This is a genomic window from Mesorhizobium sp. M0340 (assembly GCF_040321535.1).
Taxonomy (GTDB): Bacteria; Pseudomonadota; Alphaproteobacteria; order Rhizobiales; family Rhizobiaceae; genus Mesorhizobium.
Map to the genome: position 1 here is coordinate 182,787 of NZ_JAMYRR010000002.1, position 14,429 is coordinate 197,215.

12 protein-coding genes are annotated in these 14,429 nt (G+C 64.6%); all 12 read right to left on the minus strand.

Features of this window, described 5'->3' with window-relative positions; translation table 11 throughout:
- Positions 1-10: 10 nt before the first annotated feature.
- A complete protein-coding gene (locus NKI79_RS03635; protein WP_352799914.1) occupies positions 11-1,639 on the minus strand; it encodes a GMC family oxidoreductase in 1,629 nt (542 codons plus the stop codon).
- Between the two features lie 12 nt (positions 1,640-1,651).
- A complete protein-coding gene (locus tag NKI79_RS03640) occupies positions 1,652-2,413 on the minus strand; it encodes a 3-ketoacyl-ACP reductase (RefSeq protein ID WP_352799917.1) in 762 nt (253 codons plus the stop codon).
- Entirely contained in the window at positions 2,410-3,924 is a 1,515-nt protein-coding gene (locus NKI79_RS03645; protein ID WP_352799920.1) for a GMC oxidoreductase, read from the minus strand. Before NKI79_RS03645 ends, NKI79_RS03640 begins: the two co-directional genes overlap by 4 nt.
- Positions 3,925-3,929: 5 nt before the next feature.
- Positions 3,930-5,045 (minus strand): ABC transporter ATP-binding protein, encoded by a 1,116-nt coding sequence (locus NKI79_RS03650; RefSeq protein WP_352478183.1) that lies wholly within the window; start codon positions 5,043-5,045, stop codon positions 3,930-3,932.
- A gap of 4 nt (positions 5,046-5,049) precedes the next feature.
- Complete coding sequence (locus NKI79_RS03655; RefSeq protein ID WP_352478185.1) at positions 5,050-5,994, minus strand: carbohydrate ABC transporter permease; 945 nt, start codon at positions 5,992-5,994, stop codon at positions 5,050-5,052.
- Positions 5,991-6,950 carry a carbohydrate ABC transporter permease gene (locus tag NKI79_RS03660; protein ID WP_254816906.1) on the minus strand — a complete coding sequence of 320 codons (960 nt, stop codon included), beginning with the start codon at positions 6,948-6,950 and terminating at the stop codon, positions 5,991-5,993. The genes NKI79_RS03655 and NKI79_RS03660 overlap by 4 nt, the downstream gene beginning before the upstream one ends.
- Before the next feature lie 142 nt (positions 6,951-7,092).
- Positions 7,093-8,346, minus strand: coding sequence for an ABC transporter substrate-binding protein (locus NKI79_RS03665; RefSeq protein WP_254816907.1), 1,254 nt, complete (start codon positions 8,344-8,346; stop codon positions 7,093-7,095).
- Positions 8,347-8,406: 60 nt separating this feature from the next.
- Positions 8,407-9,918 (minus strand): aldehyde dehydrogenase family protein, encoded by a 1,512-nt coding sequence (locus NKI79_RS03670; RefSeq protein WP_352799924.1) that lies wholly within the window; start codon positions 9,916-9,918, stop codon positions 8,407-8,409.
- A gap of 15 nt (positions 9,919-9,933) precedes the next feature.
- Complete coding sequence (locus NKI79_RS03675) at positions 9,934-10,710, minus strand: enoyl-CoA hydratase/isomerase family protein (RefSeq protein ID WP_352478190.1); 777 nt, start codon at positions 10,708-10,710, stop codon at positions 9,934-9,936.
- Complete coding sequence (locus NKI79_RS03680) at positions 10,703-12,304, minus strand: acyl CoA:acetate/3-ketoacid CoA transferase (protein ID WP_352799927.1); 1,602 nt, start codon at positions 12,302-12,304, stop codon at positions 10,703-10,705. Before NKI79_RS03680 ends, NKI79_RS03675 begins: the two co-directional genes overlap by 8 nt.
- Positions 12,301-13,317 carry a Gfo/Idh/MocA family protein gene (locus NKI79_RS03685; RefSeq protein WP_352478193.1) on the minus strand — a complete coding sequence of 339 codons (1,017 nt, stop codon included), beginning with the start codon at positions 13,315-13,317 and terminating at the stop codon, positions 12,301-12,303. Before NKI79_RS03685 ends, NKI79_RS03680 begins: the two co-directional genes overlap by 4 nt.
- Entirely contained in the window at positions 13,314-14,369 is a 1,056-nt protein-coding gene (locus NKI79_RS03690; protein WP_352478195.1) for a LacI family DNA-binding transcriptional regulator, read from the minus strand. The genes NKI79_RS03685 and NKI79_RS03690 overlap by 4 nt, the downstream gene beginning before the upstream one ends.
- Positions 14,370-14,429: the final 60 nt, after the last annotated feature.

Genomic DNA, 14,429 nt, shown 5'->3' on the forward strand with positions numbered 1-14,429 from the left:
TCCTTGTCCCTCATGCCGCTCGGTTGGTGGAAAACACCGCCGGCGGCAGCGGCTCGCGGCCAAGGATCAGATCGGCCCCCTTTTCACCAACCATGACCGTCGGGGCATTGGTGTTCGAGGAGGGGATGCGCGGCATCACCGAGGCGTCGCAGACACGCAGGCCATCGATGCCACGTAGCCTGAGCTCCGGCGTCACCACGCTCATCGCATCGTAACCCATGCGGCAGGTGCCGACCGGGTGGTGGTCGGTCTTGGAACTGCGGCAGGCGTAGTCGAACAGCTCGTCGCCGCTCTGCAGGTCGGGTCCCGGCAGTACCTCGCGCAGCACATAGGGCTGCAGCGCTTTCTGCCGCATGATCTCGCGCGCCAGCCTCAGCCCCTTGATCGACATGTCGCGGTCATAGGGATCGGACCAATAGTTCGGATCGATCAGCGGGCGGTCTGCCGGGTCGACACTGTTCAGCCGCACCGTGCCGCGCGAGCGCGGGCGCAGGAAGGCCGAATTCAGTGTCACGCCCGGATTGTTCAGCTTCTCGACGCCGGCCTCGATGCCGGAGCCGAGGCCGAGATGCAGCTGGATATCGGGAGAGGCGGCGGTCGGATCGGCGTACCAGAAGCCGCCGGTCTCGAACAGGCTGGAGGCCACCGGGCCCTTCTTCAGGAGCAGGTACTGAAGGCCGGCCCACGCCATCCAGTGCAGCTTGGCGTAGTTGTCGTAAGTGTGATCGCCGGTGCATTCGGCGATGACGAACAGGTCGAGATGATCCTGCAGATTGGAGCCGACGCCTGGCAGGTCGTGCACAGGCGTCACGCCGACCGCCTTCAAATGGTCGGCCGGGCCGATGCCCGACTGCATCAAAAGCTTCGGCGAGCCGATGGCGCCGGACGAGACGATCACCTCGCGTTCGGCGCGCAGGATCGCTGCCTGACCGCCCGGCCTGTCGACGATCTCGACGCCGATGGCGCGGCCCTTGTCGACGACGATGCGCGTCACCAGAACGCCGGTCCTGACCGTCAGGTTCTTGCGTTCGCGGATCGGCCGGAGATAGGCGACCGAGGCCGAAGAGCGTTTTGCGTCCTTCTGCGTCAATTGGTAATAGCCGACGCCCTCCTGGCTGGCGCCGTTGAAGTCGGGATTGAAGGGGATGCCCATCTCCTGCCCGGCGCGGAAATAGGCCTCGCAGATCGGCAGCGGCGCGATCGGGTTCGACACGCCGAGCGGGCCCTGGTCGCCGTGAAAATCGTTGGCATAACGTTGATTGTTCTCGGCGCGTTTGAAATAGGGCAGCACGTCGCGATAGCCCCAGCCGGCAAGACCTTCTTCCTTCTCCCAGGCGTCGTAGTCGCGGGCGTTGCCGCGCGTGTAGATCTGGGCGTTGATCGACGAGCCGCCACCGATCACCTTGGCCTGCGTGTATCGGAAGACGCGGTCCTTCATGTGCTTTTGCGGCACAGTCGACCAGCCCCAGGCGGCGATGCCCTTGGTCATCTTGGCAAAACCGGCCGGCATGTGGATCAGCGGATGCCAGTCCTTGCCGCCGGCTTCGAGCAGCAGCACCTGATGCGACGGATCTTCGCTCAGCCGGTTGGCGAGTACGCAGCCGGCCGGGCCGGCGCCGACGATTATGTAGTCGGTCATGGCGTCACCTGTTCATAGCCTCGGCACCGACAGCGCGCCGTCGACATTGATGACCGAGCCGGTCGAAAAGCCGAGCTTGCCGCTGGCGAGCGCCGCCACGGCGGCACCGATATCCCGGCCCTCGCCCCAGCGCATCGCCGGCACCAGCCCGCTCTCGATCAGCGCGTCATATTTGGCGGTGACACCCGCGGTCATCTCGGTGCGGATGATGCCCGGCCGCACCTCGAACACGGCGATGTTTTCGGTGGCAAGCCGCAGCGCCAGGTTCTTCACCCACATCGAAAGCCCGGCCTTGGAAATGCAGTAGTCGCAACGTTCCGGCGAGGCCATGGCGGCACTGACCGAGGTGACGGTGATGATCGATCTCGCACCATCGCCCGGCAGGCCTAGCATCGCTTTGGCGACGGCCTGGCTGAGGAACACCGTGCCGCGCAGATTGATGCCGAGCACCCGGTCGAAATTTTCCGGCTTGAGCTCGAGCAGATCGCCGCGCAGGACAGTGCCGATGCCAGCATTGTTGACCAGGCAGTCGATGCGGCCGAAGGCGCTTGTCGCGACATCGATCAGCGCTGCATGGCCGTCGAGGTCGGCGATGTCGCTGCTGGCATAGGCAAATTTCGCGCCGCGCCCGGTGATGTCGGCGGCGAGTTCGTCGGCGGCTTCGCCGGCAAGGTCGGCAACGAGGATGTCGAAGCCTGCATCGGCCAGCGCCTCGGCGCAAGCAAGGCCGATGCCGCGCGCGCCGCCGGTGACGATGGCTGCCGGGCGGCTCATGTTGCAAGCTCCGTCTTGCGGATGTGGTCGGCGACGCGCAGCGCCTGTGCGGCGATCGACAGCGCCGGATTGACGGCGGCCGAATTCGGCAGGAAGCCGGCATCGACGACAAACAAATTGCTGTGGTCGAAGGAGCGGCAGAACGGATCCAGCGGCGAGGTCGCTGGATCGTTGCCCATCTTCACCGTGCCGCACTGATGCGAGGGCGTGCGCTTGTCAAACGGCCGCGACAGGACGATCGGATAGCCGCAGGCGCGGAAATTCTCGCGCATCACCTTGGTCAGTCCGTCGAGCGACTGCATGTTGGAGCGCCGCCACTGCATGACGATGTCCTTGCCGTCGACCATGATGCGGCTCTCGGGATCGGGCAGGTCTTCACACATCAGATACCAGTCGACGGCGTGGCCGGCCATGAAATCGAGCGCGAATTTGGGCGCGCGCCTGACATTGGCCTTGAGGATATTGCCGTCGATCTTGCCGAGGAGCTGGACATTGCCGAGCGGCTTGCCGCCCCTGCCGTCGGACAGATAATAATCGTTCAGCATCAGCGTCTTCTGGTAGACGGATTTGTTCCGGCGGCGTGGATCGATCGCCAGCATGGCGCTCGAATTGTGGTTCATGAAGTTGCGGCCGACCTGGTCGGAGCGGTTGGCCAGGCCTTTGCCACCGCCTCTGCCCTGAGGGGTGGGCGAGCGCAGCAAGATGGCGGCGGAATTGACTGCGCCGGCCGATAGGATGACCAACTTCGGCGCGACTTTCTTCAGCGTACCGTTCTGTCGATAATGGACGGCGGCGATTGTCCTCGCATCCGGCGATGCCTCGAGATGTTCGACGTGGGCGCCGGTCTCGAGCTTGATGTTCTGGTCGGCAAGGGCGGCGGTCAGCGGCCCCGTTTGGGCGTCGACCTTGCCGACGCCGGTGTTGGGAAAAGCGTCCCACGGCGTGCTGCCGTCTTTCAGCCAGGCTTCGAGGTCGACGCCGAGCGGCAGCGATGCCGGGTGCAGGCCCAGGCTCCTGAGCTCGGCGCGGGCACGCGCGATCGGCGGCTCGTCCGGCACCGGCCCGAAAGGGTAGGGCATCGAGTGGAACGGCTCGGTCGGGTCTTCGCCGAGTGCACCGCGCACGCGGTACAGCTGCTCGGCCCTGGAATACCAGGGTTCGAATTCCTCGTAGGAAAACGGCCAGGCCGGCGAGATGCCGCCATAGTGCTCCATCTCCGAAAAGTCTTCCCTGCGGTAGCGGATCAGCACCGCGCCGTAGAATTTCGAATTGCCGCCGACATAGTAGTAATTGCCCGGGTTGAAAGGCGCTCCGCCGGCCTCGAGCCACATCTCCTTCGGCCTATAGTGGCCATCGACGAAGATTGCGCGGGTGTCGCGTGCGTGCGGGGTTGCCGGCAGGGCTTCGCCGCGTTCCAGCATCAGGATCGAGGCGCCACTGCCGGCAAGGCCGGAGGCGATCGTGGCGCCGCCGATGCCGGAGCCGATGATGACGATGTCTGGATTTGTCATGGCCGTCAGACGATGCGTTTCTCGGTCGCCGGATCGAAGAACACCGCCTTGGTCAGGTTGAAGGCGAGCGGCGTGACCGTGCCGGGCTGGATGTTGGCATCGGCGCGCAGCCGCGCCACCACCGCCTTGCCGCCGAGATTGGTAACCGCGAACGTATCCGAGCCGGCCGGCTCGATGACCTCGATGTGACAGTCGGCGCGGGCGATGTTCGAGGCGTTGCGTTCGGCGCCTTCGGGATCGGTCAGTGCTTCCGGGCGGACGCCGAAGATGATTGGTTTTCCGTGGAATGCCGACAGGCCGGCCGGCGCATTGGCCAGCGGCAGCGAGATCGGCTGGCGCGCCTCGCGCTCCATGACGACGGAGAAGCCGGATCCGTTGCTGCCGATCGTCGCCGGGATCAGGTTCATCGCCGGCGAGCCCATGAAGTCGGCAACAAACAGGTTGACCGGATTGTTATAGATTTCAGCAGGTGTGCCGAACTGCTGCACCTCGCCGTCGCGCATCACCGCGATCTTGGTGGCCAGCGTCATCGCCTCGATCTGGTCGTGCGTGACGTAGACGATGGTGGTGCCGGTGGTGGCGTGCAGGCGCTTGATCTCGATGCGCATGTCGACGCGCAGCTTGGCGTCGAGATTGGACAAAGGCTCGTCGAACAGGAACAGCTTTGGATCGCGCACCAGCGCCCGACCCATGGCGACCCGCTGGCGCTGGCCGCCGGAAAGCTGGCTTGGCTTGCGCTTCAGCAAATGGCCGATCTGCAGGACCTTTGCCACCTTGTCGATCGCTTTCTGGCGCTCATCGGCCGGCACGCCGCGCATCTCCATGCCGAAGGCAATATTCCCGGCCACCGTCATGTTCGGATAGAGCGCGTAGCTCTGGAACACCATGGCGATGTCGCGCTTGGAGGGGTGGAGATCGTTGATCGTGCGTCCGTCGACGCGGATTTCGCCTTCGGTGATGGTTTCCAGGCCGGCAATGGTGTTGAGCAGCGTGGACTTGCCGCAACCGGAAGGCCCGACCAGCACGAGGAAGCCGCCCTTTTCCAGGTCGAGGTCGATGCCTTTCAGGATCTCGACCGCTCCGAACCGCTTCTTCAGCCCGTCAATTTCCAGAAAAGCCATGCGATTATCCTTTGACGGCGCCGGCCATAAGGCCGCGCACGAAATAGCGGCCAGCGAGCACATAGACGAGGAGCGTCGGCAGCGCGGCGATCATCGCCGCCGCCATATTGACGTTGTATTCGACGACGCCGGTCGAGGTGTTGACGACGTTGTTCAGCGCCACCGTCATCGGCATCACGTCGCCTGAGCCGGCATAAGCGGAGGCGAAGAGGAAGTCGTTCCAGATGTTGGTGAACTGGTAGATCACCGTCACCACGATGATCGGCAGCGAGTTGGGAAGCATGATGCGCCGGAAGATCTGGAAGAAGCTGGCGCCGTCGATCTGCGCCGCCTTCACCAGCTCGTTCGGAAACGCTTCGTAATAATTGCGGAAGAACAGGGTGGTGAAGCCGATGCCGTAGACGACGTGAACGAACACCAGGTTCACGGTTGGATTGCCGAAGCCGAAGGTGAAGCCGGTCGCGTTCTGCAGCTTGACGCCGAACCGGCCGAGGCTGCCGAGGATCGTTGCCATCGGCAAGAGCACGGACTGGAACGGGATGAAGCAGGCAAACAGCATCAGCCCGAACACCAGCGTCGCCCCGCGAAAGCGCCACTTCGTCAGCACATAGCCGTTGAGCGCGCCGAGCAGGGTCGAGATGATGACCGCCGGAACCACCATCTTGATCGAGTTCCAGAAATAACCCTTCATGCCGACGCAGGTGAGACCCGAGCAGACTTCGCTCCATGCCCTTATCCAGGGTGCGAAGGTCGGCGCCTGCGGCAGCGCCAGCATGTTGCCGTTCTGGATCTCGTCCATGGTCTTGAACGAGGTCACCAGCATGACGAGCAGCGGCATCAGATAGAACAGCGCAAACAGCGCCAGCAGCCCGTAGATGACGATACGGTTGACCGTCCTGGCGCTGATACCGCCAGTGCTCTGGCGAGCAGGAGTGGCTATGGCGCTCATCGCGGCTTCTCCCGAAGCTCGGAATAGAGATAGGGAACGATGATCGCGGTGATAGTCATCAGCATGATCACGGCGCTGGCCGAGCCGACGGCCATTTCGTTGCGCTTGAAGGTGTACTCATACATGAAGTTCGACGGCAGCCAGGCCGAGCCGCCCGGCCCGCCGCTGGTCAGCGCGACGACCAGATCGTAGGACTTGATGGCGAGATGCGCGAGGACGATCAAGGCGGACAGGAAGATCGGCCGCAGCAGCGGGATGACGATGCGACGGTAGAGCTGGAAGGTGGTGGCGCCGTCGATCTGCGCCGCCTTCAGGATCTCGCCGTCGATGCCGCGCAGGCCGGCCAGGAACATCGCCATGATGAAGCCTGACGCCTGCCAGACACCGGCGATGACCACAGTGTAGATGACGAAGTCCTTGTTCTTGATCCAGTCGAAATGGAAGCTCGTCCAGCCCCATTGGTGCAGCGTCTGCTCGAGGCCGAGGCCGGGGTCGAGAAACCATTTCCAGGCAACGCCGGTGACGATGAAGGACAGTGCCATCGGGTAGAGATAGATCGGCCGCAACATGCCTTCGCCGCGGATCTTCTGGTCAAGCAGGATCGCCAGGAACAGCCCGAGCGCCAGGCAGATGGAAATATAGAGGAAGCCAAAAATCCCCATATTGGTGATCGAGGTGTACCAGGAGGACGGCGGATCGCTTTCGAAAGTCCAGCGCCACAGCCGCTGATAGGCGCGTGGCCCGGTGATCGCATAGGAGGGAAAGGTCTTGGAATTGGTGAAGGACAGATAGATCGTCCACAGGATGAAGCCGTAGACGAAGACGATGGTGGCGGCGAAGCTCGGCGCCAGCACGAGCTTCGGCAGCGCATCCTGCAGGCGCGAGCGCACCGAAGCGCCCGGACGGGCGTCGTGCTCCGGCGTCAGCGTGATACTGGTTTCAGCAACTATGCTCATCGATCCATTCCGTATCGCGGGTCCGGAATTCTGTCGTCGCGGCCTCTGCGGCACGAAGCGTGCCGGTCAGCGCAACCGCAAAACCCCTCCGCAGGGGATCTCCCCGGCTTGCGCCGGGGAGATCGTTCACATGGGCGGGTGCTTACTTGGCGTCTTCGATCGCGCTGACCAGTTGGGTCACCGCCTCGTCCGAGGTCTTGATCTGGCCGTGGACGAACTTCGAGACGACATCCTTGTAGGCGTTGGCAACCGCCGGAGGGGCGCCGTAGCCTTGCGCCAGCGAGCCGAACAGGGTGCCGCCTTCGTTGGCGGCCTTCAAATCGGCCATGCCCTTCTTGCCGCATGCGTCGAAGTCGGTGTCCGGCACGTCGGTGCGGGCCGGGACCGAGCCCTTGACCACGTTGAAGGCCGACTGGAAGCTCTTCGACAGAGTTGCGGTGGCCAGAGCGATCTGGGCGGCCTTGCGGTCTTCCGGAACCTTGAACATGCCGAACATGTCGGAGTTGTAGATCACGCTGCCGTCGGTGCCCGGGAAGCGATAGCAGAGAAAGTCGGTGCCCGGGACCTTCTTGGCGGCGTTGAATTCGCCCTTGGCCCAGTCGCCCATCACCTGTACCAAGGCGTCGCCCTTGATGACCATGGCGGTGGCGAGGTTCCAGTCGCGGCCCGAGAAGTTCGGGTCGACATAGGTGACGAGCTTGGCGAGATTGTCGAACGACTTCTTCATCGTGTCGGACTTCAGGGATTCCTCGTCGAGGTCGTTGAAGGCCTTCTTGTAGAACTCAGGTCCGCCGGTCGACAGCACGACCGAGTCGAACATGGTCGCTTCCTGCCAGTTCTGGCCGCCCAGCGCGAGCGGGATGACGCCCGCCGCCTTGGCTTTGTCGAGCAGCGCGATGAAGTCGTCGAAGGTCTTGGGCTCGGTCCCGCCGATCTTGTCCATCACCGCCTTGTTGATCCACAGCCAGTTGACCGAGTGGACGTTGACCGGAGCCGCGACCCACTTGCCGTCATAGACGGAGAATTTCTGCAGGGCGGCGGGAACGGACTTGTCCCAGCCTTCCTTTATCGCCGTCTCGGTCAGGTCGCCCATGACGCCGGCCGCGGCGTAGTCGAGCACGGTATAGCCAAGCATCTGCGAGGCGGTCGGGTAGTTGCCGGCCGCCACCATCGCCTTCAGCGCGGTCATGGCGGCGTCGCCGCCACCGCCGGCCACCGGCACGTCCTTCCAGGCAAAGCCTTCCTTGGCCAGATCCTGCTTGAGCACGTTCAGAGCGGCAGCTTCGCCGCCCGACGTCCACCAATGCAGCATCTGGACTTCCTTGACGTCCTCGGCATGGGCCGCGAACGCAACGCCCGCTGCGAGAGCCGTCCCGATAAGCAGTTTGCGCAACATGTACTTCCTCCCTTGTTGAACTTACAACGACCGGCGGATGGCCACCGGGTTCTTCCCAACTCAGCCGACCCACCATCCGGTGCGCTGGCCGCGATGAAACTGGATTGTCTTTTCCTCGGTATAATCCTCGACGGCGCGCTTGCCGAGTTCGCGTCCCAGACCGGACTGCTTGTAGCCGCCGAAAGGCAGTTCGGGATAACCTTCCATGAACGTGTTCACCCAAACGGTACCCGAACGCACATTCCGCGCCACCGACATGCAGGTATCGATGCTGGCGCTCCACACGCCGGCCGACAGACCATAGGGCGTGTTGTTGGCGATGCGCAACGCCCTTTCAATCGATTCAAAAGTCAGCACCGAGAGCACCGGCCCGAACACTTCCTCGCGCGCAATGGCCATGTCTTCGGTGACGTCGCGAACGATTGTCGGATCAAGGTACTGGCCGGCGCTTGAAGCACGCTGCTTGCCGCCGCAATAGATCCGGCAACCGTCGTTTTCCGCTGCCGTCACGTAGCCGGTGACCTTGGCCACATGGTCGGCGGAGATCATCGCGCCGACCTTGGTGCGGTCGTCGAGCGGGTCGCCGACAACCATCTTGGCAGTAAGTGCTTTGACGGCGCCGAGGAAGTCGTCGGCGATCGCCCCATGGACGATTAGCCGGCTGCCGGCATTGCAGCATTCGCCGGCGTTGAAGAAGCCGCCGAATACCGCCGCGTCGGCAGCGGCTTCGAGGTCGGCATCGGGAAAGACAAGCTGGCCGTTCTTGCCGCCGAGTTCCATCGAGACTTTCTTCAGCGAGTTGGCAGCAGAGGCCATGGTCATCCTACCGACCCGGGTGGAGCCGGTGAACGACACCATCTCGACCAGCGGGTGGCTGACCATCGGTGCGCCGACATCGGCGCCCAGACCGGCAAGGATGTTGACGACGCCATCCGGCAGGCCGGCCTGCATCAGGATCTCGCCGAGCACGAAAGTCGAGGCCGAGGTCATCTCGCTCGGCTTGATCACCGCCGTGCAGCCGGCGGCGAGCGCGAAGGGCAGTTTCTGGCTGACGATAAGGAACGGGAAATTCCACGGCGTGATGATGGAGACGACGCCGATCGGTTCGCGCAGCACGACGCCGAGCATGGCGTCGCCGAGATTGGCGTAGCTTTCGCCGTGAAGCGTGCGGGCAAGTGCCGCGGCATAGCGCCAGATGTCGACGGCGCCGCCGATCTCGCCGCGCGCTTGGGCAATCGGCTTGCCGGATTCCAGCACGTCGAGCCGGGCAATCTCGTCCAGCCGCGCCTCGATCAGGTCAGCAGCCTTGAGCAGGATCGCGGCGCGTTCGGCGGCCTTCATGCGCGGCCAGGGGCCGGTCTCGAAGGCCTTGTGGGCAACCTGTACCGCCGTCTCGACGTCCGCCGCGCCGGCCTGTGCATAGCGCGAGACGGTGAAGCCGTGGCCGGGGCTGCGGCGCTCCAGCGTGCGGCCGTCCTGGGCATCGACGAACTTGCCGCCGATCAGCAGCCGGTAGCTTTTCGGCGCTGCGGCTGCCTCGGCGGGCATGGCGATGTTGAGAGGTGCGTTCATGTGAGTTTCAGGTTCCTAAGATCTTGAGAACGCCGGTTTCTGCTTGGCGCTGAAAGCCTCGACGCCGGTCCTGAGATCGCTTGTCAGCGCGATGAAGCCGCTGGCCAGCGCTTCGGTCGCGGCAGCACTCTCTTCGCCCTCCGCGATGGCAATCATCAGCTTGGCGGCTTCGGTCGCGAGCGGGCCGCGCTCGGCGATCTTGCCGGCCCAGGCCTTGGCTTCGGCGAACGCCTTACCGGTCTCGACCACCCGGTCGACAATCCCCAGAGCAAGAGCCTCGGTAGCCAGAAACACTTCGCCGCCGAGCGCCATCCGCCGCACTGCCTGCGCGCCGAAGCGGCGCACGGCGCGCTGGGTGCCGGACCAGCCGGGAACGACGCCGATCGAGGTTTCGGGGAACCCCAGCTTCACCTGTGTTTCCGCCACGCGGAAGTCTGCAGCCGCCGCCAGTTCCAGCCCGCCGCCCAGCGCATGGCCGGCAAGCACGGCGATCGTCGGCTGCCGCAGCCGCGCCAGCCGATCAAAGACGCGGTGGCCGTAGCGCACCCATTGCACCTGGAAATCGGCGGCGCTCATTTCTGCCCATGCCTCGACGTCGCCGCCGGCGCAAAAGCCCTTGCCTTCGCCGCAGATCAGCACGACGCGGATGCCGTCCGCCGCCTCGGCTTCGTCGAGTGCTGCTTCCAACGCTCGCAGCATCGGGATGTCGAGGGCGTTGAATTTCTCCGGCCGGCGCAGCGTGATTGTGCCGATGGCGCCGTCGGTTTCAAAGGTGACGAGGCGCTCAGCCATGGGCGCCTCCAAGCGAGGCGCCGCCATTGAGCGACAGGCCGATCGGCCGGTCCCGGTAGAGCGCATCCGGTGTGATTTTCAGGTCGTTGGCGACGGCGAGCGGGATCTCGGCCTGCGCCAGCACATCGCGCTCGAGGTCGATGCCCGGCGCCAGCTCCGTCACCATCAGCCCCGCCGGCGTCAGCTTCATCACGCAGCGCTCGGTGACATAGGTGATGTCCTGCCCCTGCGCGACGGCACGCTTGCCCGAGAAGGAGATATGCTCGACTTCGCCGACGACTTTCTTGACCTTGCCCTCCTGGTCGATGCGGATGCCGCCATCAGCAAGCGACAGCTTGGCACCGGCGTTGAAGAAACCGGAAAAGACGATCTTCTTCGCTCGCGCGGTGATGTCGACGAAGCCGCCGGCGCCGGCGGTGACGTGGGGCCGCGCCGAAAGCTTCGAGACGTTGACAGAGCCGTGGCGGTCGATCTGCAGGAAGGACAGCAGCGAGGCGTCAAAGCCACCGGCCTGGAAATAGATGAACTGGTGCGGAGAGGGCATGAAGGCGTCGGCATTGGACGAGCAGCCGAACTTGAAGTCGAGCAGCGGCACGCCGCCGACCGCCCCCTGTTCGATGACCCAGGTGACCTTGCCGTGCTGGCCTTCCTCGATCAGGATACGCGGCACATTGGCCGAGATGCCGAAGCCGATATTGACCGCCATGCCGTCGGCAAGCTCCATGGCGACGCGGCGGGCGATGACCTTCTGGACGTTCATCTCGGCGTTGCGAAAGCTCGACAGCGGCCGGAAAATCTCGCCGGAGATGGCCGGATCGTAGGGCGTCAGCGTCGTCTGCAACTGGTCGGGCGCCACGACAATATGATCGACCAGCACGCCGGGCACGCGCACATCGTGTGGCTTCAGCGTGCCGTTCTCGACGACGCGCTTGACCTGCGCGATGACGATACCGCCATTGTTGCGGGCGGCCAGCGCCTGTTCGAGGCCGCCGAGATAGGCACCTTCATGCTCATAGGTGAGGTTGCCGCGCTCGTCGGCGGTGGTGGCGCGAATGACCGCGACCTGCGGCACGATCGCGCGGAAATAGAGCCACTCCTCGCCATCGAACTGCTGCACCGAAACGATCGGCTCGCTGGCGGCAGCATTCATGGCGCAGCCCTGGTGGCGCGGGTCGGCGAAGGTGTCGAGCCCGACCTTGGTCAGCACGCCGGGACGCTTGGCGGCGGCTTCGCGATGCATGTCGAACAGGATGCCGGACGGCACGTTGTAAGCAGCGACCGAATTGTCGCCGATCATCTTCCAGATCTGCGGTGGTTCGGAAGATGACGGCCCGGAAGGATAGGAACCGCACAAAGTGCGCTTCAACAGGCCGGGCTTGGCTAAGTGATCGATGCCCTTGATGCCGTACATGTCACCGGCGGCGATCGGGTGCAGCGTCGTGATGTCCTTGGGATGGCCTTCGGCGTCGAAGCGCTCGCCGATCGCGGCAAGCACCGCATCCGGGCAGCCGAGGCCGCTCGACGACGACACGGAAACGACCACGCCATCCCTGATCAGGCCGGCAGCCTCAGCCGCGGACACGAGCTTGCTCATCCAGCACTCCCGAGCTTCGGGTCGATGGCAACGGCCTTGCCGGACCTGGCCGATTGCAATGCCGCTTCGGCTGATGTCAGCGACCAGACGCCGTCTTCGCCGGTGGCGGAAGGCTGGCCCTCGCCACGGATCGCCGCGTGGAATTGGCGCAGCGAACGGGCATAGAGATCTTCGCGGTCGAAGCTCAATTCCTCCTCGCCCTGTGCCGTGCGCAGCAACACCGAGCCGACCGGCTTCTGCGTCATCACATCCCTGGCGATCAGCGAGCCTTCGCTGCCATGCACCTCGAAGCCGGTGCCGGCGAATCTGGTGGTGAAGCCCTCATGCGACTGGGCGATGACGCCCGATGCGAAGCGCCAGAGGCACATGGCGCCGTCTTCCAGCCCGCAGGCGGCCATGCCGGCCGATTGCGTGAACGCCGAGATCTCGACGGGATCGTCGCCGAGCACGAAGCGCAGCGTGTCGGCATCGTGGACGGTGATGTCGAGCACCACGCCGCCGCCGGCGTCCGGCCTGGTGATGCGCCAGCCCTGCAGGTTTTCCGGCAGATAGACGGAGTGGAAGACGCGCGCGGCGATCGGTCTGCCGATGCGGCCGGCAGCGATCGCTTCGCGCATCGCCCGATGCGAGCCCGCATTGCGCAGATGGTGATTGGTGCCGAGCACGACGCCGGCGGCCCTGGCCGCCGCGACCATCTTGCGGGCGTCGGCGCTGGTCAGCGCCAGCGGCTTTTCGCAAAGCACATGCTTTCCCGCCTCAATGGCGGCGAGTGCCTGTTCGAGATGCAATTCGTTGGTGGTCGAGATGTAGACGGCGTCGATGTCGGAGCCGAGCAATTCATCAAGCGTCGAGACCGCCGCCGGAATGCGGTTTTCCCGAGCGTAGGTGGCGGCGCGCTCCGGGCTGGAGCTCATCACTGCGGCGATCTCGCCGTCCGGCCGCGCGCGGATGGCGCCGATCATGAACTGTCTTGCGATCGTGCTGGCGCCGATCAGCCCCCAACTGACGGTCATGCCGCGTCTCCCATTCCTGCGCAGCCATGCTCCTTGCGATCGGGGCCGCAGCTTTCCCTGACCACGAGGTTGACGGCGCCGATATGATCCTCGGCGCGCGTGGTGCGCGATTGGATCATCTTCAGCACGACATGGGCGGCGCGCTCGCCGAGGCCGGCGGTGTTCACCGCGACGCTGGTCAGCGCCGGCATGTAGTGCTCGGCCTCGGCGACGTCGTCGAAGCCGACGACGGCAAAGTCCGCGCCGGGTTCCAGGCCGCGCTTGCGCAGCGCCAGCAAGACGCCGAAGGCGACCGCATCGTTGAAGCAAAGGGCCGCGGTCGGCGGCGCGGCCATGGCGAGCGCGGTTTCCAGGCAGGCTATGCCGCCCTTGCGGCTGGTTTCGCCCTCAAAGACCAGCCTGTCGGCTGGTGCGATGCCGAGCGCTTCACAGGCCGCGCGAAAGCCGCCCAGCCGCTCGTGGTAGACGACAAGGTCGGACGAGCCGCCGAAGAAGGCCAGCCGGCAGTGGCCCTTGCCGATCAGATGGGCGGTGGCAAGATAGGCGCCGCGATGATTGTCGGGCGTGATCACCGGGATGCGGCTTTCGGGGAGGCGGCGCATGACGAAAACGACCGGAACGCCTGCGGTCTCAAGGCGGCGGAACGCGCCCGGCGTGGTGCCGCGCGCCGGCGACACGACGAGCCCGGCGACACCCTGCTCCATCAGCGATTTCAGAACCTCTTCCTGGCGCACCGGGCTCTCCGCCGTGTTGGCGATGAAAGGCACGATCCCGGCCGACTGGAAGACGCGCTCCATGCCGACCGCCATCTCGGCGAAAAACGGATTGGTAAGATCGTTGATGACCATGCCGATGACGTTGGAATGGGCCTTGCGCAGATTGGCGGCGCCGCGGTTGTAGACATAGCCGACATCCTCGATCGCCTTGCGCACCTTGAGCGCGGTCTCAGGCCGGATCAGCCGGCTGCCTTGCAACACCAGCGATACCGTCGATTTGGACACGCCCGCCTCACGGGCGATGTCGAGTATCGTTGCCTTGGCCCGGCTGGCCATCCAGATCTGTCCTCCCGGAGGTTTCTTATGCGATTTTTATTGGAACGATCTAATCTCTGC

Bases quoted from the DNA above. Each gene is read 5' to 3' on its own strand.
- NKI79_RS03635 (WP_352799914.1), bottom strand. From the start codon at position 1,639: ATGACCGACTACATAATCGTCGGCGCCGGCCCGGCCGGCTGCGTACTC.
- NKI79_RS03640 (WP_352799917.1), bottom strand. From the start codon at position 2,413: ATGAGCCGCCCGGCAGCCATCGTCACCGGCGGCGCGCGCGGCATCGGC.
- NKI79_RS03645 (WP_352799920.1), bottom strand. From the start codon at position 3,924: ATGACAAATCCAGACATCGTCATCATCGGCTCCGGCATCGGCGGCGCC.
- NKI79_RS03650 (WP_352478183.1), bottom strand. From the start codon at position 5,045: ATGGCTTTTCTGGAAATTGACGGGCTGAAGAAGCGGTTCGGAGCGGTC.
- NKI79_RS03655 (WP_352478185.1), bottom strand. From the start codon at position 5,994: ATGAGCGCCATAGCCACTCCTGCTCGCCAGAGCACTGGCGGTATCAGC.
- NKI79_RS03660 (WP_254816906.1), bottom strand. From the start codon at position 6,950: ATGAGCATAGTTGCTGAAACCAGTATCACGCTGACGCCGGAGCACGAC.
- NKI79_RS03665 (WP_254816907.1), bottom strand. From the start codon at position 8,346: ATGTTGCGCAAACTGCTTATCGGGACGGCTCTCGCAGCGGGCGTTGCG.
- NKI79_RS03670 (WP_352799924.1), bottom strand. From the start codon at position 9,918: ATGAACGCACCTCTCAACATCGCCATGCCCGCCGAGGCAGCCGCAGCG.
- NKI79_RS03675 (WP_352478190.1), bottom strand. From the start codon at position 10,710: ATGGCTGAGCGCCTCGTCACCTTTGAAACCGACGGCGCCATCGGCACA.
- NKI79_RS03680 (WP_352799927.1), bottom strand. From the start codon at position 12,304: ATGAGCAAGCTCGTGTCCGCGGCTGAGGCTGCCGGCCTGATCAGGGAT.
- NKI79_RS03685 (WP_352478193.1), bottom strand. From the start codon at position 13,317: ATGACCGTCAGTTGGGGGCTGATCGGCGCCAGCACGATCGCAAGACAG.
- NKI79_RS03690 (WP_352478195.1), bottom strand. From the start codon at position 14,369: ATGGCCAGCCGGGCCAAGGCAACGATACTCGACATCGCCCGTGAGGCG.